Source organism: Companilactobacillus mishanensis (assembly GCF_003946505.1).
Lineage (GTDB): Bacteria > Bacillota > Bacilli > Lactobacillales > Lactobacillaceae > Companilactobacillus > Companilactobacillus mishanensis.
In genome coordinates this window covers 184875-208184 of record NZ_RHON01000005.1, presented here as the reverse complement: position 1 = coordinate 208184, position 23310 = coordinate 184875, and the positions used below count along the sequence as shown (strand labels likewise).

General features: G+C 37.1%; 22 protein-coding genes. 17 read left to right on the top strand and 5 right to left on the bottom strand.

Annotated elements, in window-relative coordinates; translation table 11 throughout:
* From rnmV to EKM63_RS07645, 7 genes are all read left to right on the top strand, one after another.
* Positions 1-579 (top strand): ribonuclease M5, encoded by a 579-nt coding sequence (gene rnmV, locus EKM63_RS07675; RefSeq protein ID WP_125705341.1) that lies wholly within the window; start codon positions 1-3, stop codon positions 577-579.
* Positions 566-1456, top strand: a complete 891-nt coding sequence (rsmA, locus tag EKM63_RS07670; protein ID WP_125705339.1) for a 16S rRNA (adenine(1518)-N(6)/adenine(1519)-N(6))-dimethyltransferase RsmA — start codon at positions 566-568, stop codon at positions 1454-1456. The genes rnmV and rsmA overlap by 14 nt, the downstream gene beginning before the upstream one ends.
* An 82-nt stretch (positions 1457-1538) precedes the next feature.
* Complete coding sequence (locus tag EKM63_RS07665) at positions 1539-1814, top strand: Veg family protein (RefSeq protein ID WP_125705337.1); 276 nt, start codon at positions 1539-1541, stop codon at positions 1812-1814.
* Between the two features lie 187 nt (positions 1815-2001).
* Complete coding sequence (gene purR, locus EKM63_RS07660; protein ID WP_125705335.1) at positions 2002-2844, top strand: pur operon repressor; 843 nt, start codon at positions 2002-2004, stop codon at positions 2842-2844.
* 74 nt (positions 2845-2918) lie between these two features.
* A complete protein-coding gene (gene glmU, locus EKM63_RS07655) occupies positions 2919-4307 on the top strand; it encodes a bifunctional UDP-N-acetylglucosamine diphosphorylase/glucosamine-1-phosphate N-acetyltransferase GlmU (protein WP_125705333.1) in 1389 nt (462 codons plus the stop codon).
* Between the two features lie 15 nt (positions 4308-4322).
* On the top strand, positions 4323-5306 hold the full coding sequence (locus tag EKM63_RS07650) for a ribose-phosphate diphosphokinase (protein WP_125705331.1): 984 nt from the start codon (positions 4323-4325) through the stop codon (positions 5304-5306).
* 294 nt (positions 5307-5600) lie between these two features.
* Positions 5601-6587, top strand: a complete 987-nt coding sequence (locus tag EKM63_RS07645; RefSeq protein WP_125705329.1) for an ornithine cyclodeaminase family protein — start codon at positions 5601-5603, stop codon at positions 6585-6587.
* Positions 6588-6616: 29 nt separating this feature from the next.
* Here the strand turns inward: EKM63_RS07645 and mscL are convergent, their stop codons facing one another.
* Positions 6617-7039, bottom strand: a complete 423-nt coding sequence (gene mscL / locus EKM63_RS07640; RefSeq protein WP_125705327.1) for a large conductance mechanosensitive channel protein MscL — start codon at positions 7037-7039, stop codon at positions 6617-6619.
* A 168-nt stretch (positions 7040-7207) separates the two neighbouring features.
* Here mscL and EKM63_RS07635 point away from each other — a divergent pair, with 168 nt between their 5' ends.
* Both EKM63_RS07635 and EKM63_RS07630 read left to right on the top strand, forming a co-directional pair.
* Positions 7208-7741 carry an SLAP domain-containing protein gene (locus EKM63_RS07635; RefSeq protein WP_125705325.1) on the top strand — a complete coding sequence of 178 codons (534 nt, stop codon included), beginning with the start codon at positions 7208-7210 and terminating at the stop codon, positions 7739-7741.
* 108 nt (positions 7742-7849) lie between these two features.
* The gene (locus EKM63_RS07630) at positions 7850-8110 is read left to right on the top strand and encodes a hypothetical protein (protein WP_125705323.1); all 261 of its coding nucleotides are present in this window, start codon (positions 7850-7852) and stop codon (positions 8108-8110) included.
* A gap of 411 nt (positions 8111-8521) precedes the next feature.
* On the opposite strand, the gene EKM63_RS07625 is transcribed toward EKM63_RS07630, so the two are convergent.
* From EKM63_RS07625 to EKM63_RS07615, 3 genes are all read right to left on the bottom strand, one after another.
* Positions 8522-10213, bottom strand: coding sequence for a glycerol-3-phosphate dehydrogenase/oxidase (locus tag EKM63_RS07625; protein ID WP_125705321.1), 1692 nt, complete (start codon positions 10211-10213; stop codon positions 8522-8524).
* Between the two features lie 111 nt (positions 10214-10324).
* The gene (locus tag EKM63_RS07620) at positions 10325-11665 is read right to left on the bottom strand and encodes an HD domain-containing protein (protein ID WP_125705319.1); all 1341 of its coding nucleotides are present in this window, start codon (positions 11663-11665) and stop codon (positions 10325-10327) included.
* Positions 11655-12479 carry a lipoate--protein ligase family protein gene (locus tag EKM63_RS07615; RefSeq protein ID WP_125705314.1) on the bottom strand — a complete coding sequence of 275 codons (825 nt, stop codon included), beginning with the start codon at positions 12477-12479 and terminating at the stop codon, positions 11655-11657. Before EKM63_RS07615 ends, EKM63_RS07620 begins: the two co-directional genes overlap by 11 nt.
* A 58-nt stretch (positions 12480-12537) precedes the next feature.
* On the opposite strand from EKM63_RS07615, the gene EKM63_RS07610 reads away from it, so the two are divergent.
* The 6 genes from EKM63_RS07610 (at position 12538) to EKM63_RS07585 (ending at position 18873) form a co-directional block, all read left to right on the top strand.
* Entirely contained in the window at positions 12538-12978 is a 441-nt protein-coding gene (locus tag EKM63_RS07610; RefSeq protein ID WP_125705312.1) for a DUF1934 domain-containing protein, read from the top strand.
* Positions 12979-13024: 46 nt separating this feature from the next.
* Entirely contained in the window at positions 13025-13684 is a 660-nt protein-coding gene (rpoE, locus tag EKM63_RS07605) for a DNA-directed RNA polymerase subunit delta (protein WP_125705310.1), read from the top strand.
* A 159-nt stretch (positions 13685-13843) separates the two neighbouring features.
* On the top strand, positions 13844-15457 hold the full coding sequence (locus EKM63_RS07600; RefSeq protein WP_125705308.1) for a CTP synthase: 1614 nt from the start codon (positions 13844-13846) through the stop codon (positions 15455-15457).
* A 53-nt stretch (positions 15458-15510) separates the two neighbouring features.
* The gene (locus EKM63_RS07595) at positions 15511-16785 is read left to right on the top strand and encodes a UDP-N-acetylglucosamine 1-carboxyvinyltransferase (protein ID WP_125705306.1); all 1275 of its coding nucleotides are present in this window, start codon (positions 15511-15513) and stop codon (positions 16783-16785) included.
* A gap of 240 nt (positions 16786-17025) precedes the next feature.
* Complete coding sequence (gene abc-f, locus EKM63_RS07590) at positions 17026-18525, top strand: ribosomal protection-like ABC-F family protein (protein ID WP_125705304.1); 1500 nt, start codon at positions 17026-17028, stop codon at positions 18523-18525.
* A 99-nt stretch (positions 18526-18624) separates the two neighbouring features.
* On the top strand, positions 18625-18873 hold the full coding sequence (locus tag EKM63_RS07585; RefSeq protein WP_125705302.1) for a type B 50S ribosomal protein L31: 249 nt from the start codon (positions 18625-18627) through the stop codon (positions 18871-18873).
* A 23-nt stretch (positions 18874-18896) separates the two neighbouring features.
* Here the strand turns inward: EKM63_RS07585 and EKM63_RS07580 are convergent, their stop codons facing one another.
* Complete coding sequence (locus EKM63_RS07580; RefSeq protein WP_125705300.1) at positions 18897-20123, bottom strand: multidrug efflux MFS transporter; 1227 nt, start codon at positions 20121-20123, stop codon at positions 18897-18899.
* 90 nt (positions 20124-20213) lie between these two features.
* Here EKM63_RS07580 and EKM63_RS07575 point away from each other — a divergent pair, with 90 nt between their 5' ends.
* Together EKM63_RS07575 and EKM63_RS07570 are read left to right on the top strand one after the other, a co-directional pair.
* On the top strand, positions 20214-21575 hold the full coding sequence (locus EKM63_RS07575; RefSeq protein ID WP_125705298.1) for a UDP-N-acetylmuramoyl-tripeptide--D-alanyl-D-alanine ligase: 1362 nt from the start codon (positions 20214-20216) through the stop codon (positions 21573-21575).
* Positions 21576-21654: 79 nt separating this feature from the next.
* The gene (locus EKM63_RS07570) at positions 21655-23211 is read left to right on the top strand and encodes a DEAD/DEAH box helicase (protein ID WP_125705296.1); all 1557 of its coding nucleotides are present in this window, start codon (positions 21655-21657) and stop codon (positions 23209-23211) included.
* Positions 23212-23310: the final 99 nt, after the last annotated feature.

Here is a 23310-nt window from a genome sequence, read left to right as displayed (position 1 = left end):
ATGGTAAAAAAAATTAAAGAAGTAATTGTCGTTGAAGGAAAGTCTGACACAAGCAGATTGCATGATTGCTTGGGGGATGTTGATACTATTGAAACTAATGGTTCTGCACTTAGTGAAATGACCAAAGTTCGTATCAAAGAAGCTCAACGAAAACGTGGCGTGATCATTTTTACAGATCCAGATTTCAACGGAAACAGATTACGTACAATAATTGAAAAAATTGTTCCAGATGCAAAGCAGGCTTTTCTTTCTCGAGCAAAGGCTGTTCCCAAAAAAAGTGACGGTAGTTTAGGAATTGAGCACGCTAGTGACGAGGATATTAGACAAGCTTTAAAGTCGGTATATTCAATGGATGATAATGATTTTAAAATATATTCTCAGAATGACATGATTGCCTTGAAGTTGATTGGTGACGCTAAATCCAAGCAACGTCGTGAATTTGTTGGTGAACAATTAAAAATTGGTTACACAAATGCAAAGCAGTTTTTGATTCGTTTGAATATGTTGCAAGTATCACCACAAGAACTGCTTGAAGAAGTTAAAAAATTTGATAAGGAAATTACAGATGACTCAAAATAGACTAAGTATTTCTGATCCTATTCGTACTAATGACATATTGAGAAAATATAAATTACGTGCAAAAAAGAGTTTGGGACAAAATTTTTTAACAAGTGAAAAGGTTCTGAATGATATTGTAGACGCCAGTGGGCTACAACCAGATCAAATTGCTATAGAAATTGGACCTGGTATTGGTGCTTTGACTGAGAAATTAGCTCAAGTTGCCGAAAAAGTTTATGCGTTTGAAATCGATCCTAATCTTATTCCGGTGCTTGATGAAACTCTGTTCGACTACAAGAATGTCGAAGTTATCAATGACGATATTTTGAAAGTGGATCTAGATGATTTCGTTAAAGAGCATCATTTAGAAGGTAAGACAATCAAAGTAGTCGCAAACTTGCCATATTACATTACGACTCCTATCATGTTGAACTTGATCAACAGTGACTATCCATTTGAGTCATTAGTTTTGATGATGCAAAAAGAAGTTGCTGAACGAATCACGTCTGAACCTGGACATCGTCAATATGGTTCACTAACGATTGGCGTGCAAACACAAATGAGTGCGAGAATTGATCGGATAGTGGGTAAGAACTCCTTTGTCCCTAGACCTAAAGTTGATTCTGCAGTAGTTGTCTTGGAAAGATTGCCAAATCCTAATGATGGAATCCAAGACATGGATTTCTTCAACAAGTTGATCAGATCTTCATTTGCACAAAAAAGAAAAAGTTTAATGAATAATTTGCTCAATATGTTTGGACGTACAGATGATAACCGCGCCAATTTAAAAAATGTCTTTGAAACGTGTGGAATTGCTGAAAATGCACGTGGAGAACAAGTTTCAATCGAGCAATTCAAACAAGTGGCAATTGAATTGCAGAAGTTTTTTGCAAAATAAAAATTTAATTTACATTAATGTAACAAGCTTGAAAATGAAATTTAAACGTGGTATAATTTCACTCCTAAGGAGTGATTATTATATGCCAACGTCATTAGAAACAATCAAGACAAACTTGGATCAACATCTAGGTGAGAACTTGACGGTAGTTGCACAGGCCGGACGCAAGAAAGTTATCCGTCGTCGCGGTACTTTATCAGAAACATTCCATTCAGTTTTTGTAGTCAACTTAGATCAAAATGAAAACTCTTTTGAAAGAGTTTCATATAGCTATGCTGACTTACTAACAAAGTCTATCGACATTACTTTTGATAGCGATGCTGAAGACGTTAACGAGGAAGAAGCAGACGCAGAATAATAGAGCTTCTTAGTACAAGTGGAGCACATCATGGATGTGTTCCTTTTTTTTGGCTAAAATACGAACAATTTTCGTTGTTAATTAATAAAAATTGTTGAAAATACAAATAAATTAGCGGAAAATAAATGAATTGTTGGGAAAATTACTTTATAATTTTAAGAAGGATACGTTTTTAGGAGAATAAGCGATGAAAACACGAAGAAGCGAACGTTTGATAGATATGACACGTTATTTGCTGGAGAGACCACATACATTGATCTCATTGGCATTTTTCGCAGATCGTTATGAATCAGCAAAATCATCTATTTCTGAGGATCTAGGTATTTTACGTCGAACATTTATGATTAGAGGTACGGGTGTACTTGAGACACTGCCAGGTGCTGGTGGTGGAGTTATATTTACACCAGGTATTTCCAAAAAAGAAGCAACTGAGTTTATAGAAAAAGTCTCACAACGTTTGGTTGAACCAAATCGAATTTTGCCAGGTGGATATCTATATCTTACAGATTTATTGGCTGAACCAAATCTTTTGAGAACTATCGGAAGAATGATTGCAACACAATACTCACAGAGTTCGATTGATGTGGTTATGACAGTCGCAACCAAGGGTATTCCGATTGCACAAAGCGTTGCTGAATTTTTGAATATTCCTTTTGTCATCGTACGTCGTGACTCAAAAATCACAGAGGGTTCAACTATCAGTGTTAACTATGCTTCAGGTTCATCAGATCGTGTTGAAAAAATGGAATTGTCAAAACGAAGCTTGGACGAAGGTTCACGGGTTCTAGTTGTTGATGACTTCATGAAGGGTGGCGGCACCATTAATGGTATGCGCAGTCTGATCGAAGAATTTAATGCTATTTTTGTTGGCGTCACTGTATTCGCGGAAAATGCATTGATCGACCCAGAGGTCCGTGATGGAGATGTTACTTCCATTTTCAAAGTAAGCAATATTGATATGGAAAATAAAGTAATTAAGATCGATCCAGGCGACTACTTGGCCAAGACAGATTTTAGTTATTTTGAATAAATCTTAATTGAGGCATTGACCGGAATAATGCTATTATATATTTGTATATTTGTGTGACTGAAAGGAAGTTTCCAATGTCGAATCGTTATGTAATAATTCTTGCTGCTGGTAAGGGTACAAGGATGAAGTCAAAACTTTACAAAGTACTTCACCCAGTTGCAGGTAAGGCAATGGTTGATCACGTTGTTACTCAAGTCGAGAAAATCAAACCTGACTTTGTAGAAACTGTGATCGGTACTGGAGCTGAAAAAGTTCGAGACTTGTTAGGTGATCGTACAAAATACGCACTACAAGAAGAACAATTAGGAACAGCGCATGCTGTTTTACAAACCGAAAAAGACCTCGGTGATAAAGAAGGTATGACTTTGATAGTAAATGGTGACACACCACTATTTACAGCTGATACCTTCGAAAAACTTTTTACTTACCATGAGAAACAAAATGTAGCGGTATCAATTTTGACTGCTCATGCAGAAGATCCTTTTGGTTATGGAAGAATTATCAGAGACCAAAAAGGAAATGTTTCCAAAATTGTTGAACAAAAAGATGCTAGTGATGAAGAAAAATTGATTCAAGAAATCAATACTGGCGTTTATTGTTTCGACAACAAGATGTTATTTGAAAACTTACATTCAGTTAACAATGAGAATGCTCAAGGCGAGTATTATCTACCAGATGTAGTTTCCATTTTGAAGTCACAAGGTGAAAAAATCGTTGCATATCAAATGGACGATTTGAGTGAATCACTTGGTGTTAATGACCGTGTTGCCTTATCGCAAGCTGAAAAATTGATGCAAAAGCGTATCAACGAAGCCCATATGCGTGACGGTGTTACGATTGTTGATCCCGAAAGCACTTATATTGATGCTGATGTTAAAATTGGTAACGATACAGTTGTCGAACCAAATACCAAAATCTTTGGTAAGACAACGATTGGATCAGATTGTTTAGTTGGATTAGGATCACGATTAGATAACGCTACGATCGGAAATGGTGTAAATATTATTTCGTCAACGATCGACAGTGCCGTTATGCACGATGGCAGTGATATTGGTCCCAATTCGCATTTACGACCAAAAGCTGATATTGGCGAAGAAGTACATATTGGTAACTTCTGTGAAGTTAAGAATGCCACTGTCGGTGCAAGAACAAAAATCGGACATCTTTCATATGTTGGGGATGCCACTTTAGGAACTGACATCAATGTTGGTTGCGGGGTAGTATTTGTTAATTATGACGGTGTTCAAAAATGGCATAGTAACATCGGTGATCACTCGTTTATCGGAAGCAATTCAAATATTGTTGCTCCTGTGGAAATGGAAGATCATTCATTTATTGCAGCTGGTTCAACAGTCAATAAAGATATTCCGAAGCACGCAATGGCAATAGCTCGACCAAGACAAACCAATAAAGAAAATTATTGGGACAGACTACCACTATCAAAAAGTGAAGAATGGAAATAAAAAGGTGAGATATTAATGGCATATAATAATAATGAACGTCCGCTCAAAATTTTTGCATTAAATTCAAACAAACCATTGGCAGAAAAAATTGCTAAAGAAGTGGGAATTCCACTTGGTAAATCTTCTGTTACACGTTTTAGTGATGGTGAGATCCAAATTAACATTGAAGAAAGTATTCGTGGAGCTGATGTATTCTTGATTCAATCAACATCAGCACCAGTTAATGATAACTTGATGGAACTATTGATCATGGTTGATGCCCTTAAACGAGCTTCAGCTCATGTTATCAGTGTAGTTATCCCTTATTACGGTTACGCAAGACAAGACCGTAAATCACGTTCACGTGAACCAATTACAGCTAAGTTAGTAGCTAATATGTTACAACGTGCCGGCGTTAACCGTGTGCTTGCATTAGACTTGCATGCTGCTCAAATTCAAGGATTCTTTGATATTCCAGTTGACCATTTGATGGGTGCACCATTATTGGCAGACTATTTCTTATCAAATCATTTGGAAGAAAATGCTGTTGTGGTGTCACCTGATCATGGTGGTGTTACACGTGCTAGAAAATTGGCTGAATTCTTGAAGACACCAATTGCCATCATTGACAAACGTCGTCCACGTGCCAATGTTGCCGAAGTTATGAACATTATTGGTAACGTAAAAGGCAAGAGAGCAATCATCATCGATGATATGATCGATACAGCTGGAACAATTACTCTGGCATCTCAAGCATTGATCGATGCTGGTGCAACTGAAGTATATGCAAGTTGTACACATCCGATTCTTTCTGGCCCAGCAGTTGAAAGAATTGAAGCATCACCAATCAAAAAGTTGATCGTAACAGATTCAATCAACTTACCAAAAGAACGTATTATTGATCGTATGGTTCAAGTATCAGTCGGACCACTACTTGGAGATGCAATCGAACGTGTCCACAACAATGAACCAGTAAGTCCATTGTTCGATACACGATTCAAACGCGTAAATAGACAATAATCAGAGCGTGGAATTCCACGGGTTACTTCTGAGCAATAACACGAAATTCTGATATCCGTTGTATGGATATCAGAATTTTTGTTATGCGGAGGAAGTTGTGGAAAGCAACGCGTTTAAATCAGAGCGTGGAATTCCACGGGTTATTAGAAAAGGATGGTATCCATTGGTGATATCATTCTTTTTTGCGTTGGAGGATCAATTGTGTAATTGAAATAATGCTACAGTAAATCTCAACTTTCAAGAAAACGCTCACATGATACAATTAAGTCATCAAAAAGAAATCGAGGGACTGAAATGTTATTACTTTCTAGAGCCATGGTTGAAGGCTTTTTCACGATGGATGATGCAATTCAAGCTGATAAAGATGCTTTTAAACTGTTTTCAGAAGGAAAAATCGATGTGCCATTGAGAACACAATTACCAACAGATGATGGAAATGGGGATTTCCTGTGTATGCCGGCTTATTGTGGAGAGCAAAACACATCTAGCGTAAAAATTTTGAACATGTTTCCTAAAAATATCGACAAGGGATTACCATCTATTAATGCACAAGTCATGGTGATGAATACTGAAACTGGGTTGATAGATGCAATGATTGACGGAAATTATATTACTCAATTGAGAACTGGTGCTGCATCTGGTGCCGCTATTGATTTACTTGCCAAGGAATCTGTCTCAGATGGCGCTTTGATAGGTACTGGCGGCCAAGCTGAAACTCAGTTGGAGGCGATGTTAGCTGCAAGAGATCTGGAAACAGTTAGAGTCAATGATTTAAATTTTGAACGTGCGAAGAATTTTGTGGAAAAGATGTCTAAGAAGTTGGCCAAATATAAAACCAATATTATAGCTGTGGAAACATCTGATGAAGCAGTTGAAAAGGCAGATGTCATAATAACTGTGACACCATCGAAAAAACCTGTTTTTGATGGAAATAAGGTAAAAGCTGGTGCAACTGTTTGTGGAGTTGGTTCTTTTCAACCGGACATGCAAGAGACACCTTCAGAACTAGTATCCCACGCATCAAAGATTTATTTCGACTCAGAAGAGGCCGTATTGTCCGAATCAGGAGATCTATTGATACCTTTGAAGGATAAGACGATTACTAAAGATAAGTTTGCTGGTGACCTAGGAGAGGTCGTTTCAGGCAAAGTTAAGGGTAGGGAGAATGATCAAGAAATCATTTTCTTTAAAACTGTTGGTATCGCAGCACAAGATTTAATTACTGCAGATAGAATTTATAAGAAAGCACAGGAGAATAACGTCGGATTAGAATGGCAATAAAAAAGATTGGGAATTTTCCCAATCTTTTTTTATCGATTATTTTGATTATTGCGGTTATTGTTCTGTTGTTGTTGTGCTTGATATCTCATCAAATCACGAATTTGCTGTAAGTATTCAAGTTGAGGATCAGTCTCTTCAACGTTATCGAATTTACTACGTGTACCATCACGACGCATTTTGTTCATTAATCTAACAATAATAAAGATAACAAACATGATGATTAAGAAGTTGATAATTGCATTAATGAAATCACCTATCAGGAAAGTAGCCCCCCAAGCTGTGAATTTCATATCAGTTAGGTCAATACGACCAATTATCAGACCAATTAAAGGATTTAGTATGTAGGTGGTCAAAGCTGATACCAGACTATTAAATGCGGCACCAATAATAACACCGACAGCTAAGTCAACAACACTACCACGAGAAATGAACTCTTGGAATTCCTTTAACATTTACATATCTCCTTTGCTTATTTCAATCCATTAATGCATCTACTTTACTATAATTTATAAAAAATTAAAGACTTGACTAAATAATTTAACATTAATGCAATTATAGTATGCTAAAAAATGTTATATTAATAATATAAAGCAAAATATTTATTAAAGGGGTTGCAAAAAATGAAACTTACAAAAATTATTTTTGCTGGAGCAGTAGCTCTAAGCCTTGGTGCAATGACAACTACTCAAGTTTTCGCTACAGCTGACAACAATAATGTAAGCACCAATAATCAATATGATTCTGATGGTTATTATAATGGTTCTTACCAAGTCATCAACGGGGAAGTTCAAACAAACGGTGATATTGCCATCTATAACGATAAAGGAACATCCACTGGCAGAACACTTTCAGCAGGTTCATATTGGATCGCCGACCGTATGTATATGTCAGAAGGCAAACCAGTTCTTTATCGTGTATCAACAAATGAATGGGTAAAACCAGCCGACGTAACATTTATCAATCCAATTGGTAGAACTTTGGTCCAAGCTACAAATCCAGCATCATTATATGATTCTACAGGTGCAGTGGTTGGAACATTGCCAAAAGGTGTAACTTACGTAACAGATCAAAGAAAGACTGTTAATGGTGAAATTATGTATCGTGTTTCAACTGACCAATGGGTCAAAGCTACCGACGTACTTATCGGACGTTAGAATTTATCGGATTTTGTGACGACATCGAGGGATGTCGTTTTTTTTTGCTGTGATTTTTTTGATTATATGAGATGATTTTGGTAATTATAGAGTAAGGGGAGCGACGTTATGTTTAAAGACACTCGAATTGTTTATCCAGTGATTGCGGTTGTTTTGATGATTGGCATCCTGACCTTAGGAAACTATGGAATCATCAGTAAAGGCTGGCAATTGGTTGCCTATGTTGTTTTTGGAATCACAGCTTATGTTCTGGGTAAGAAAAATGAAAAGAAGTATCCGAATAAAACTAATAGGTATGTTCTTTGGGGAATTATTGTTGTATTGATTTTGTTAATGCTGCTTCCTGTTATTTTGTTGTTTGTGGGATAGGTTTTGTGCGTAAAAGTCAAAAGCGTCTACACTCTAGTTTTGCTTAAACGTGTTGCAAGCCACTGATTCCTTTACATAACTACGCCAACGTCCTCGCCAACTACGTTGGCAATTACGCTGCCTAGGTTATGACAGGAACCAGATCGTGGCTCTCCACACTCTGAATTATGCGAGCCATTGATTCCTTTACATAACTACGTCAACGTCCTTGCCAACTGCGTTGGCAATTACGCTGCCTAGGTTATGACAGGAATCAGACCGTGGCTCTCCACACTCTCTTTTTGCTTCTAAAACGCGCTAAAAACAGCAAAAGCCTGGTCATAGCTACGACACTGGCCTCACCAACTTCGTTGGTAATTCCAATGTCTAGGCTATGTCCAGGCTTTTTTTCGCTGTTTTTAACGCTCTGCTTTAAGCTTCATGTGCTGCATATGCGTCTTTGATTTCATGTAGATCTGTAAGTGCTAGTTTAGTATTTACTTCGTCCGTCATTGATTTCTTTGTGGCTTCATCCCAGTTATAGTAATCTGCCATGTAATCGATGACTGCATCTTTAACTTCATTCATATGATTGATGTTAAATAGCATTTGGCTACTACGACGTAGTAAGTAATCGATTGGGTGTTCTACCATTTCTGCTTTCAAACCGTAGTTCAACATTGCCCAGTCAACACGTGGAAGTCCATCTTTTTCTTCTCCATCTGGCAATAGTTCATAAATGTCAGCAACATTTGAACCATATCTTTGAACTAGTTTTTCAGCATCTTCACGTTCAAGATCGTAATTTACGATTCCTTCGTGAACCATCTTATCGAAGTATGATGACCAACCTTCGTCACCACCAACATCTCCACCTGAAAGTAATAGGTGTTCTGTTTGTTGTCCTTCGAATGTGTAGTCTGTTTCGGCTGCTAATTGTTCACCAACACGGTCAACAATTTTTTCAGCCATCTTACGATAACCAGTTAATTTACCACCGGCGATTGAAAGTAGTCCTGTATCTGATTGGAAAATTTCATCTTTACGTGAAATTTCTGAAGGTGATTTTCCTTCTTCTTGGATAAGTGGACGAACTCCTGACCAACCTGATTCAACATCATCTGGTGTAAGTTTTTGTGGAAGTTCAAACATTTGGTTAGCAGCAGCTAGGATGTATGTAACATCAGCGACTGTAATGTTTGGTTCCTTTGGATCTTCCTCCCATGTTGTATCTGTTGTACCGATGTATGTTTTGCCTTCACGAGGAATGGCAAACATCATACGGCCATCATGGAATGGTGTATCGAAGAATAGTGAGTTTGAAATAGGGAACTTAGCATTGTCGATAACCAAGTGAACACCCTTTGTAAGATGTAGATGTTTACCTTTGTTTGAACCATCCATATCACGGATTTCATCAACCCAAGGACCACATGAGTTAACAACTTTTTTAGCGTGAATTTCACCAGTTTCACCTGATTGAACATCAACAAATTTAACACCGCATACTTTGTGGTTTTCATCGTAAAGTAAACCAGTAACTTTAGTATAGTTAGCAATTAGGGCACCTAATTCACTAGCTTTCTTAGCAACTTCAAGAGTTAAACGAGCATCGTCTGTTCTGTATTCAACATAAACACCTGAACCTAATAATCCTTCAGCTTTTACGTAAGGTTCTCTGTCGATTGTTTCGTTTGGTTCAAGCATGATTTTACGTTCTGATTTTTTAACTTGTGCAAGACGATCATAAACATCAAGACCAACTGAGGTTGTGAATGGTCCGTATGTACCACCGGCATAGAATGGTAGCATCATTTTCAACGGAGTTGTAATTTGAGGTGCGTTGTTGTAAACAATTGCACGTTCACTACCAACTTCGTGAACTTCTTTAAGCGCAAATTGTGCTAAATAACGTAGTCCACCGTGAACTAACTTAGTTGAACGACTTGATGTACCTGAGGCAAAGTCACGCATTTCAACTAATCCGGTTTGAATACCACGAGATTGTGCATCAAGAGTGATACCACTACCTGTAATACCTCCACCGATAACAAGCAGATCCAATTCCTCATTTTGCATTGCTTGTAAATTTTTGGCTCTAGTTTCATTTGAAAATTCTTTCATGAAAGTTCCTCCTCGGGAAAATGTTCTATATATATAATAGTAAAATTTGTGAAAGTTTGAAAGCGTTTTTATTCGAAAAACCGATATTTTTTAAAAGAGGACTAGATATTGTTAAATAATCATATCGTTGTAAATATGTTTCTGAAATTTAATGTATTCCTCGCTGAAAATGTCATCTGGATGTTCTTGAAGCATGGCTTTTGGAAAATAAAAGCGTTCGTCACCTAGATTTTTACCAGTTAATGCATTCACAAGGGTGCTCAATGTTGAAAGTTCAATTAATGAACCATCATTTTGCATAATTTCGATTTGCGTTCTGCTCTTATGTTCACGAGGATTGTAAACATCGTATGGAAGGTCGTAACTAGTATTAGTTGAAGTGTAATAAGATTTGTCAAAACCAGCTGCTTCGACGATGTTTGCCAGTTCAGGTAATTTGTATTCACTTTCTTCAGTGTATTGAGCTGATTTGAAAGGTTTACGATTTAGAAATCGATACGATAAATCTTTGAGAATTTCATCTGGATATCCTAACCACAATGTGAAGTAGGTATTCAAAATCCCATCATCAAGTGAAAGATAGTCTTCGGTCGTAACGGTGTTTTCAAAGAATGGAACTAGCAGACTAGGCATTTCGAAACCGTTCATTTGATTGTGCTCGTAGAGGTCTTTGGCACGACGCAATAACTTAGTTAAAACAACTTCCATTCCACGAGATACAGGATGAAAATAAACTTGTTGATACATTTGAAAACGGGATAGGACGTAATCTTCAACGGCATGCATTCCGTTAGCATCAAAAGCTATACCACCTTGATAAGGACGCATTACACGGAGGATCCTTGTTAAATCAAACATGCCATATTTTGTTCCTGTAAAGTAGGCGTCGCGAAGTAGATAGTCCATACGGTCAGCATCGATTTGGCTGGATATCATTTGGACAACTTGAGCGTTTTTGTAAGTCTTAGCGATAACACTAGCGACTTTTTCTGGAAATTCTGGTGAAACTTGTCTGAGTACTTGGTTGATCTCAGTTTCAGGGGATGTGATGATTGTCTGAGTCCACTGTTCATGGTCAGTGTTGAAGATGTGTTCGAACGCATGTGAATAGGGACCATGTCCAAGGTCATGTAATAATGCGGCACACAAAGCAACGATTCTCTCGTTGTCGTCCCAGAGTCCATCGTTAGGTGACTGTGAAGGATAGTTACGTTTGAAATTGTCACAGATCAATCTAGTGATTTCGTAGACTCCCATACAATGTGTAAATCTTGAATGCTCAGCGCCTTGGAATGTGAAAGATGAAGTTCCAAGTTGTTTAACTCGGCGGAGACGTTGGAATTCACGAGTGTTGATCAAATCTAAAATAACTTTATGTTGAACATGAATATAGTTATGGATGGGATCACGGAATACTTTTTCACGAGGTAGTTTTTGAATGTTATAAGTCATTGTTGTCTCCTAATAGTTTTTTATTCTTGTAAACTAAATCTTCAAAGGTCTTGGTGTAAGCTTCTTCATATGGTGCTGATTTTTGGACAATATTGAAATTTTCACGATCAATGCTGAATCCGTCATCTTGCAATGCTGCAATGATTTTTTCTTGAGCAAGTTCAACAGTTAAGTCTTGTCCAGTTAATACATCTAAGTTTTCCATACAATGAACGTCTATTTTTGGAAAACCAATTTTTTCACTAATTGGGTAATCACTGATTTCATAGAAGTCTTTCATTAGCTGTGAGCGATACTTTTGGTTCCCCGTAACACTGATATAGGCCATGATTGCGACGGCATCACCAGACCTACGTTGAGAAATTCCGGCTAGTTTTTTACCGTCTATACTTAGATCAAAAGTACCAGGACAATATGAATGCTCGATAATTCCAGTTTCAATCTTATCTGAAAAAGCTTTTTGCATTATTTGATGCATTTTTTCATATGCTTCATCAATTGTGATATTGTCTTTATTGGAAAGAAAAAGTGTGAAATTGAGAATATCTGGATCAGAAACGACACTTAATCCACCGGAGTTTCTAAGATAGTAGATATAGTTTTCATCTTCTAACAGCTTGAGTCCTCCGGACAGGTTGCTTAGTCTTTGATCCTGCAATCCTAAAATGATTGTTGGATTGGTATTCCAAAAATGAGCTACAGGGATTTTTTCCTCAGAAACAAATTGGAGAATCGCACCTGTATCAGCAAATGGATCAAGCATCTCTTGAGACGAATTGATTTTTTGATTGTATAATAATATTTGTTTATTCACGTGATCACTTCTTTAAAATAGTCTGATGTATTAATTTTATCATGCGGGGGTATTAATATTGGAAAATAATACTACAAATGTAAACGTTGACTTAAACATGAGCATTTTTCAAGCTGGAGAGATGACTCATACAAAGATCAGCGAGCCAGGCAAATTCACCAGAATGGGAAATGCCGATTACTTGAGATTTGATGAAAGTCTTGAAGATGGTGAACATGCTTCTATTTTAGTAAAAATTACTGAAAAAGGCGAAATTCATTTGAAGCGGAGTGCCAAGTCTGCCAATATTGAGTCAATGCTTTACTTTACGAACAAGAAACATAGTGAGGGCAGGCTTCACACCGAATATGGAGTCATGAACATGACTACATATACCAAAGATTCTTTAGTAGAAATTCAAAGTAAGCCATTAGTTGGGAAAATAAATATTGATTATGACCTGATTTATGATAATAATATAGTAGGCAATTACAAGTTTAGATTGATTTTTAGCGCTTAAATATATATTATATGTAGTAAGACGCTGTGAAAGGACGTGTACCCGTTTGAAACTTGAAAAATTCAAGAATCAAAATAAAAATGAACTATCTATGATTGAAGTAGCTTATGAGATTCTCAATGAGAATAAAAAAGAAGCAATGAACTTCTCTGATATAGTTAATGAACTTCAAACATACCTAGGAAAATCTGATGATGAAATCAAAGCTTATTTACCTCAGTTTTATACTGATATGAATAACGATGGTAGTTTCCTTTCACTTGGTGAAAATGTTTGGGGATTACGTAAATGGTATCCATTTGATTCAGTTGATGAGGAAGTTAATCATCCTGAGGATAACGGTACCGAAAATACACATAAGGCAGCTCAAAAGGTTAATGCCTTCTTAAGTGATGATGAAGAAGACGATGACGTTGTTGATTACGATGACGATGCTGACTTAGATGTAAATGATATGGATGATGACGAAGAGTCTGGTGAAGACAATGGTCCAGATCTTTCTAAATTCACAAATACTGACTTATCTGTTGATGACGACGATGACGATGATGCTGAAGATACCGGCTTAGATGATGGTATTGAGGGTCAATTAACTGAGTTCGATGCAGATGATGATGACACAGATATCGACTTATCTGACGAAGATGATGACGACGACGAAGACGATGATGACGCTGACGATTCTGATTCAGATGACAACAAATAAAATTTTTCAGATTAAAGGTTTGACGATTGGGCTATGAAACAGTATTATATTGTTTGGGCTCTATTAGATAGACTAATTACAAGGTTCCCTGTTCAGTATGAATAGGGGACTTTTTTATTTTTGGTAGGAAATCCCTAGTTGAATATGTGGAGGAAAGCTATGACGAAGTATATTTTTATTACAGGTGGAGTTGTTTCATCTTTAGGAAAAGGAATTGTGGCCGCATCTCTTGGTAGATTGCTAAAGAATCGTGGACTTGAAGTCACAATGCAAAAATTCGATCCATACATTAATGTGGATCCAGGAACAATGAGTCCATATCAACACGGAGAGGTTTATGTAACAAATGATGGTACAGAAACTGACCTTGATTTGGGACACTACGAAAGATTTATCGATAACGATTTGAACAAATATTCAAACGTTACTACAGGTAAGATTTATTCAGAGGTTATCCGTCGTGAACGTCGTGGTGACTACAACGGAGCAACTGTTCAAGTAATTCCACATATTACAGATATGATCAAACAAAAAATAATGCGTGCTGCATCTACTACAGATTCAGACGTAGTTATCACTGAAATCGGTGGTACGGTTGGTGATATTGAATCTACACCATTCCTTGAAGCATTACGTCAAATGAAAGCAGATGTTGGTTCTGAAAATGTCATTTATATTCATACGACTTTAGTTCCATATCTAAAAGCTGCTGGTGAGATGAAAACTAAGCCAACACAACACAGTGTTAAGGAACTTCGTGGAATTGGTATTCAACCAAATATCTTGGTTGTTCGTACTGAAAAACCAATGCCACAAAATATGAAAGACAAGATTGCATCTTTCTGTGATGTTGATTCTGAAGCTGTTATTGAATCACGTGATGCAAGTTCACTTTATGATGTTCCAATGAACTTACGTGCTCAAAACTTTGACGAAATCGTTTGTCGTTATTTGAAGTTGGATACAAAGCCTGCAGATATGACAGACTGGCAAAAGTTAGTTGACCGCGTACACAGTTTGAAGCATAAGACTAAAATTACATTAGTTGGTAAATATACAAAGTTACAAGATGCTTATATTTCAGTTACAGAAGCACTAAATGCGGCTGGATACGTATATAATACAGATATCGAGTTAGAAAAAATTTCAGCCGATGAAATTACTGAAGATAACGTTGCTGAACTTTTGAAAGACTCAGATGGTATTCTTGTACCAGGTGGTTTTGGTAGTCGTGGTTTGGAAGGCATGATCACTACTATCAAATATGCACGTGAAAACGATGTGCCTTATCTAGGTATTTGTCTTGGTATGCAAATGGCAAGTATTGAATTTGCTAGAAACGTTGTCGGAATCAAAGATGCAACTACTGGTGAAGTTGATCCTGATGGCGATAACAAAATCATTGATTTGATGGCAGATCAGAAGGATATTGAGAACCGTGGTGGTACACTACGATTAGGAGCATATCCATGTAAGTTGAAGCCAGGAACAAAGACAGCCGCAGCTTATGATAATCAATCAGTTATCCAAGAAAGACACAGACACAGATATGAATTTAACAATACATATCGTAAACAATTTGAAGATCATGGATTAGTATTCTCAGGGGTATCACCAGACAACCATTTGGTTGAAATCATTGAAATTCCTGAAAACAAATTCCATGTTGCTGCACAATATCACCCAGAATTCTTATCAAGACCTACAAAGCCTGAAGGATTGTTCAAAGCCTTTATTGGTGCTGCTAGTGGACTTGCTGAAGAAAACATGTAACAGTCATTTACTTCTATTTGTAGAAGTAGTTAAAAATAGTTAGGGAAAAACTTATGCAAAAACTTGTAATTAATGGTGGAAAGAAATTATCAGGTGAAGTAACAATAGGGGGCGCAAAAAATAGTACAGTTGCGCTTATTCCTGCTGCAATCTTATCTGATACGCCAGTTGTACTGGATTCAGTTCCACAAATCAGAGATGTAAATAACCTACGTTCGATCTTGTTAGATATGAATGTGACCTCAGAAGTCAAAAATGACGTTTTGAAAATCGATCCTACAAAAATACATTTTGCTGAATTACCAAGTGGTAAGGTGAGCAGTCTTCGTGCTTCTTATTACTTTATGGGCGCAATGTTGGGAAGATTCGGTAAAGCTGTCGTTGGTTTCCCTGGTGGGGATGACATTGGTCCACGTCCGATCGATCAACATATCAAAGGCTTTGAAGCCCTTGGTGCGCATGTTGAAAATAAGCAGGGACAAATTATCATTACTTCTCCTGCTGATGGATTGAAAGGTGCCAAAATTTTCTTAGATATGGTATCTGTTGGAGCCACAATAAATGTTATTCTTGCGGCTGTTAAAGCTAAGGGAACGACCGTCATTGAAAATGCTGCTAAAGAGCCAGAGATAATTGATTTAGCCACATTTTTAAACAACATGGGTGCAATAATCCGTGGAGTTGGTACGGAAACTATCCGTATCGAAGGTGTCGATCAACTTCGATCAAATAACTCACATACGATCATTCCGGACAGAATTGAAGCCGGAACGTATCTGAGTTTGGCTGCAGCAAATGGTGGCGACATTTTGATCAATAATATCATCAGTGAACATTTGGATGCATTTATTGCAAAACTCGATGAGATGAACGTTAATTTGGAAATTGGTGAAGACAGTATTTATGTCAAACCATCTCCAGATATTAGAGCAGTTAACATTAAAACCATGCCATATCCCGGATTTGCTACTGATCTACAACAGCCAATAACGCCATTGTTATTGCAAGCACAAGGTGAAGCGATGATAATTGATACGATTTATCCAAAGCGTATCAAGCATATTTCAGAACTTCAGAAAATGGGCGGAGATATTTCAAGTGAAAATGATCTTATCTTTGTTCATGGTGGTTCTCAATTGTCTGGGGCAACTGTTTCAGCTGAAGAGATTCGTGCAGGTGCTTGTTTGATGATTGCCGGTCTGTTGGCTCATGGCACAACTGTTATTGAGAATGCAGAAAATATTCTCCGTGGCTATGATCGTGTAGTCTGGAAACTGCATCAATTGCAGGCTGATGTTGAATTAGTCGGTGAAGATGATTTAAAATAAGTTGACAACTATTAAATAATTTGTTAATTTCATTTATGATATATAACCAGAAAGGGAGTGCAGCCGTTGAGAAATTAAGTTGAAAATCAAAATTATACAAAATAAGTGTGTAATTTGGCTTTGACTTAATTTCTACAATAGCGTACTTTCTTAAACAATAAGATACTGTTTAGGACGCTGTTTAGCGTCTTTTTTTGTACCGTAAAGTAAAAGCCAATGACACCAAAAGAGGTGTTCGATTTGGGAACAATACAAATAAATAATTTAAGTTTTAAATATGACCAAATGGTCGACAACTTATTCAATAATATTAATTTAAGCATCGATGAGAGCTGGAAATTAGGTTTGATTGGTCGTAATGGCCGAGGTAAGACAACTTTACTGAATATTTTGTTAGGAAATTTAGAATATCAGGGACAAGTCGTCTCCAACCTAAATTTCCACTATTATCCACAGCCTGTGTCAGATATGTCAAAAACAACTAAAGAAATTGCTTTAGAAATTTCAGGGCTGGCTGACTATGACATTTGGAGAGTTGAGACTGAGTTAGAAAAACTTCAAGTCAGTCTTGATATTCTTGATCAGCAATTTGAAACATTAAGTCCGGGTGAACGAACTAAAGTGCTATTAGCGGTACTGTTTATTGACGATGATGGCTTTCAATTGATCGATGAACCAACCAATCATTTGGATATCGATGGTAGAAAATTAGTCTCTGACTACTTAAGAACAAAAAAAGGATTTATCGTTATCAGTCACGACAGAAATTTTTTAAACGAAATAATCGATCATGTTATTTCAATCAATCGCAACGATATTGATGTGTACAAAGGTAACTTTGATACTTGGGAACATGAGAAAAACCTTCAAGACACGTATGAAGCTGATCAGAAACGTCAATTGACCAAGGATATAAATAAGTTACATGATTCTGCAGTCAAGAAAGAAAATTGGTCCCGTCAAACCGAAAAGGGTAAGAAGAAAAACATTTCGATGGATAAGCATGCCAATCTTGATAAAGGATTTATTGGTGCCAAGTCAGCTAAGATGATGAAGAAAGCCAAAAGTATGCAACATCGTGTTGACGATTCACTCAACACTAAAAAAACGTTGTTGAAGAATATCGAGATCGATGACCCGATATCATTAAATTACGCGGAAATTTCTCATTTGAAGAATTTAATTGAAGTGAATGATCTTTTATTAAAAAATCGCAACGTTGAGACCCCAAAAGTCAGTTTTAAATTACCACGAAATCATGTACTTGCATTGATGGGTCGAAATGGTATCGGTAAGACAACTATCTTCAAACAGATCCTTGGGATAGCACAGCCATTTGAGTGTTCTGGTAGTATAGTTGTTCCAAGTTCTGTAAAAATCTCTTATTTAGCTCAAGAATATGATTTGCATGGTACAATACGAGAGTTGGCTGAAAGAAAGAAAGTTGAGCCAGAGATGGTTTTCTCTAATTTGAGAAAATTAGGTTTCGAACGAGAACTATTTGATAATAATATAGAAGAAATGAGTCAAGGACAGAAACGTAAAGTAGCTTTGGCCGTCAGTTTATCAGAACAAGCAAATCTTTATTTATGGGATGAGCCATTCAATTACTTGGATGTAATAACTCGTGATCAAATCGTTGATGCGATACATAAACAACATCCAACAATGTTGATAATCGATCACGATTTAGGACTGATTGATGAGATAGCTGATCAAAAACTAATCTTGAAAAAATAGAATTATATTGAAACTTGTTGCTGTTCATGATAATATAAAATACCGTTAGTAAATTAATCTCTATCTCTGCAAAAGATTTAGGGCAAAGGAGACATTATAATGAAACAAGGAATTCATCCAGATTACCACCAAGTTGTATTCATGGATTCTTCAACTGGTAAGAAGTTCTTAGCAGGTTCAACTGTTGAATCAAGCGAAACAACTGATTACGAAGGTCAAGAATATCCATTGATCCGTGTTGAAATATCATCAGATTCACATCCTTTCTATACTGGTAAACAAAAGTTTGCTCAAGCAGATGGACGTATCGATCGTTTCAACAAGAAATATGGTTTGCAAAACAAATAAAGCCATCCTTTCTCGGATGGCTTTTATTTTTTGGCTTTTTTTGAATGTAAGTGTGTAAATACCCAGATGAAGTTTATTAGTGCGAGTCCACTGGTACTCAGGAATACAGCCGAGTAGCTTAAAGCACTCGAAATGTATGAGCCTAATAATGGGCCGCACACGTTACCAACTGACTGGAACGACTGATTATATCCGAATACACGTCCAGTGTATTGAGTATCAGTGTTTTTAGCTAATAACGTTTGAACTTGTGGAACTAGACATGCATCTGAAACCCCGACTAAAAATCGAAGTATTGCTAGTTGCCAAATGTTGGTAACAAATGCTTGTGGTATGTATACTAAAACAGCAAATATCAATCCACCAATCAAAATTTTCCCGGTACCGATTTTATCACCTAAGGCTCCAAACCTGGGAGCAGCGATGATGTTGGCGATACCCGGAAGTGCTGCGACAACACCTGCGATCAGAGTAACTTTATCTGATCCTTGCATGAGTTGTTTTACGTACAAACTGATGATAGGATTGATTGAATTATTCGAAGTTTGGATGATCATTGTCGTAATGAACATCGCCAAGATTATATTGGGATTCTTCAACTTATGAAAAATCTCCGAAGTGGAAGCTTCCTGTCCTTTAGGAATAGGTTTGAAATCTTCTTTGATGAAGAAGATCACTAGAATGAAGGCAGTGAATAATAGAGAACCGGTAATCATGAATGGGATACGATATCCCATGTATTGAGCTATAACACCACCGACCAAAGGTCCAAGTAATGTACCTGAGATAACGCCGGTGTTTAGAGTTCCCAATGCTTTTCCACTTTCAGATCTTGGGGCTGTTGATGCTATCAAAGTGTTAGCATTACTTACAAAACCAGAGAAGACACCTTGTAATAGTCTCAAGACAACTAATTGCCAAGGGGCAGTTACGAAAGCTTGTAGAGTAATCACAATCGACATACCTAGTGCGGCACGGATGAGCATTAATTTTCGACCTCGTCGGTCGGCGATTTTGCCCCAAATAGGGGAGATAATAGCCATGACCAAGAACGTCGATGAGAATGCAATACCGTTCCAAACTACTAGCTGACTTTTTGTGAAATTACCTAAACTATTAATGTATAATGGCATAAAGGGTGTTATCATACTAAAGCCAATACCTGTAACAAAGGTACTAAACCAGAGGACAATTAAGTTCTTTTTCCAATAGTTATTCTCTTTTGGAGTATCATCTGTATTTGAAGTCATTAATACATCAAATCCTTTCTAAGTTAATTAGTATACTCTTTTTAGTTTTTTAGGAGAAAATATTTTTTTCGGAACTGGGGAACTGTATTCATGAAAATGAAGTTACAAGAAGTTTATTCAGCTTTGAAGATCAAAGCTGATAATATACCTGATGTCCAAATTACCGGAGTTTGTTTTGACAGTCGTGAAGCAAAAGACGGTGATTTGTTCTTTCCATTACAAGGGGAACGTGATGGGCATGAATTTATCAATAGTGCAATCGAAAATGGCGCCGCAGCAAGTGTTTGGCAAAATGATCATGGAATCCCAAATAAGAAGATTCCATATGTAGCCGTTGATGATGTCATGAAGGCGTTTGATACCTTGGCTAAGTACTATTTAGCTAAAGTAAATCCTAAGGTGGTAGCTGTTACCGGAAGTAATGGTAAAACAACTACTAAAGACATGATTGCTAGCATCTTGGCTGTTAGTAATAATGTTGCGAAGACACCTCAAAATTTCAATAATGAAATCGGTGTTCCATTTACGATTTTAAATATGCCGATCAATACTGAAGTATTAGTAGTAGAAATGGGTATGGATCGTCCTGGTCAAATCGATCATTTAAGTGATTTGGCTAATCCAGATGTTTCCGTGATCACAATGATCGGTGAAGCTCATATTGAATTTTTCGGTACTCGTGACAAGATTGCCGATGCAAAAATGGAAATTACGCATCATTTACAAGAAGATGGATTATTTATTTATGACGGTGACGAACCGTTATTGAACGAACGTGTCGAAAACGTACAACAGCGTTCAGAGACTTTTGGTCGTAATGACAATAACACCATCTTTGCTACGGAAGTTAAGTCTGATAAGAACCAGACTACTTTCAAAACAAATCTTTGGCCAGATGTTGAATTTACTATCCCGATTATGGGAGAATATAACGTCAACAATGCTATGGCTGCCTTGCTAGTTGGACAAAGATATCATATTAAGGTTTCCGCAATGCAGGAGGCCTTAACTCATTTGTATGTGACTGAGAATCGTACCGAATGGCTGAAAGCCAAAAATGGAGCTGATGTTTTGAGTGATGTTTATAACTCAAATCCAACAGCTGCAAGTGAAGTATTGGATAATCTCAAGAACTTGCAGACGGGCCGCAAATTGGTCGTATTGGGAGATATGCTTGAGTTAGGCGATTCTTCCAAAAAGTTACACGAATCATTGAGTAGCCACATCGATCCGAAAGATTTCCAAAAGGTATATCTTGTCGGAGATGAGATGAAAGCATTGTATGACCTACTAGTTCAAAAGTATGACTCTCAAGATTTGAGCTGGTATAGTAAGGATCAGTTAGAAAAACTAACTGAAGACATTAATAAGGAATTAAACTCAAATGACACCATTTTACTAAAGGCGAGTCATGGCATTCATCTAGAAAATGTCTTACATGAATTAATTTAAGTGTGTCGGTTGAGTAACATTGGATAACGTGGTATTGTAAAAAAATGATTTTTTTACCACGTTCAAACGGAGGATTTTTGTGAAATTTAGTGAATTAAATTTGGATTCAAGATTATTAAGTGCTGTGGATGAAGCAGGGTTTGAAGAAACAACCCCTATCCAAGCAGAAACTATTCCACTAGTATTATCTGGTGATGATGTGATTGGACAAGCTCAAACAGGTACTGGTAAAACAGCAGCGTTTGGTCTTCCGATCCTTGATGCTGTAGATATGGCATCTAACGATATTCAAGCGTTGGTTATTTCTCCAACTCGTGAATTAGCAATTCAGACACAAGAAGAATTGTACAAATTAGGTAGTAAAAAGAAAGTTAGAGTTCAATCAGTTTATGGTGGCTCTGACATTAGAAGACAAATCCATGCCTTAAAGAACCATCCTCATGTAATCGTTGGTACTCCTGGACGATTACTTGATCATATCAACCGTCGTACACTTAAATTACAAAATGTAAAAACAGTAGTACTTGATGAAGCTGATGAAATGCTAGATATGGGATTTGTTGAAGATATTGAAAATATCTTGTCAAACGTTCCACATCAACATCAAACATTACTATTTTCAGCTACAATGCCAAAACCTATCATGAAGATTGCTGATAAGTTTATGACAAAGCCACAAGTTGTTAAGATCAAGTCTAAAGAATTAACTGCTGATAACATTGATCAATACTTTGTTAAAGCTCGTGATTTCGAAAAATTTGATTTGATGACACGTATCTTCGATGTTCAAGGACCAGAATTGGCTTTGATCTTCGGACGTACAAAACGTCGTGTTGATGAACTAACACGTGGATTACAAGCTCGTGGTTACAATGCAGAGGGTATTCATGGTGACTTGTCTCAAGATAAGAGAACAAGCGTCTTACGTAAATTTAAGGCCGGAAAACTTGATTTCTTAGTTGCAACTGATGTTGCTGCTCGTGGTTTGGATATTTCAAACGTATCTCACGTTTATAACTATGATATCCCTCAAGACCCTGATAGTTACGTTCATCGTATTGGACGTACGGGTCGTGCCGGTAAATCAGGTGTTTCTGTAACATTTGTTACACCAAACGAAATGAGCTACTTACGTACGATTGAAAACTTGACTAAGAAGCGCATGAAGCCATTGTCACCTCCAACTGATAAAGAAGTTTTATCAGGTCAAATGGAATCAGTTAAGGATGATATCAAAGATACCTTATCTCATGACAAGAACTTGGATCGTTTCAAGGATGCAACTGAAGAATTGTTGAACGAATATACACCAGAACAATTAGTTATGGTTTACTTAACTTCAGCAATCAAAGATGCACAAAGTGTACCAGTTAAAATTGCTCCAGAACGTCCATTACCAGGTCGCAAACAAAGTCATAGCCGTTCAGGTCATGGCAAACGCCATCGCTTTAATAGCGGTCGTCGTGGTGGCGAACGTAATGAACATCGTGGTGGTAGAAGACATGATGATCGTCGCAATGGTGGCGGAAGCAACCATGGTGGCAAGAGTGGCAACAGCAACAATAGCCACAGACGTCATGAAAACAAGAAGCCAGCACAATCAAAGAAGGCTTTTAAGATCAGAACAAATCTATAATAAAAGTTGATTTGTGATTTTAGTATCAAATGAATTATAATAGAAAATAAATGGGGGACGAAGCAATCATTTGCTTTGTCCCTATTTTATTAAAAAAGG

Coding starts and splice junctions, on each gene's coding strand:
- EKM63_RS07630 (WP_125705323.1), top strand. CDS start 7,850: ATGTTTAAAGACACTCGAATTGTTTATCCAGTGATTGCGGTTGTTTTG.
- EKM63_RS07665 (WP_125705337.1), top strand. CDS start 1,539: ATGCCAACGTCATTAGAAACAATCAAGACAAACTTGGATCAACATCTA.
- rsmA (WP_125705339.1), top strand. CDS start 566: ATGACTCAAAATAGACTAAGTATTTCTGATCCTATTCGTACTAATGAC.
- EKM63_RS07600 (WP_125705308.1), top strand. CDS start 13,844: ATGACGAAGTATATTTTTATTACAGGTGGAGTTGTTTCATCTTTAGGA.
- EKM63_RS07645 (WP_125705329.1), top strand. CDS start 5,601: ATGTTATTACTTTCTAGAGCCATGGTTGAAGGCTTTTTCACGATGGAT.
- EKM63_RS07650 (WP_125705331.1), top strand. CDS start 4,323: ATGGCATATAATAATAATGAACGTCCGCTCAAAATTTTTGCATTAAAT.
- glmU (WP_125705333.1), top strand. CDS start 2,919: ATGTCGAATCGTTATGTAATAATTCTTGCTGCTGGTAAGGGTACAAGG.
- EKM63_RS07625 (WP_125705321.1), bottom strand. CDS start 10,213: ATGAAAGAATTTTCAAATGAAACTAGAGCCAAAAATTTACAAGCAATG.
- EKM63_RS07595 (WP_125705306.1), top strand. CDS start 15,511: ATGCAAAAACTTGTAATTAATGGTGGAAAGAAATTATCAGGTGAAGTA.
- purR (WP_125705335.1), top strand. CDS start 2,002: ATGAAAACACGAAGAAGCGAACGTTTGATAGATATGACACGTTATTTG.
- EKM63_RS07585 (WP_125705302.1), top strand. CDS start 18,625: ATGAAACAAGGAATTCATCCAGATTACCACCAAGTTGTATTCATGGAT.
- EKM63_RS07580 (WP_125705300.1), bottom strand. CDS start 20,123: ATGACTTCAAATACAGATGATACTCCAAAAGAGAATAACTATTGGAAA.
- mscL (WP_125705327.1), bottom strand. CDS start 7,039: ATGTTAAAGGAATTCCAAGAGTTCATTTCTCGTGGTAGTGTTGTTGAC.
- rnmV (WP_125705341.1), top strand. CDS start 1: ATGGTAAAAAAAATTAAAGAAGTAATTGTCGTTGAAGGAAAGTCTGAC.
- EKM63_RS07575 (WP_125705298.1), top strand. CDS start 20,214: ATGAAAATGAAGTTACAAGAAGTTTATTCAGCTTTGAAGATCAAAGCT.
- EKM63_RS07620 (WP_125705319.1), bottom strand. CDS start 11,665: ATGACTTATAACATTCAAAAACTACCTCGTGAAAAAGTATTCCGTGAT.
- EKM63_RS07635 (WP_125705325.1), top strand. CDS start 7,208: ATGAAACTTACAAAAATTATTTTTGCTGGAGCAGTAGCTCTAAGCCTT.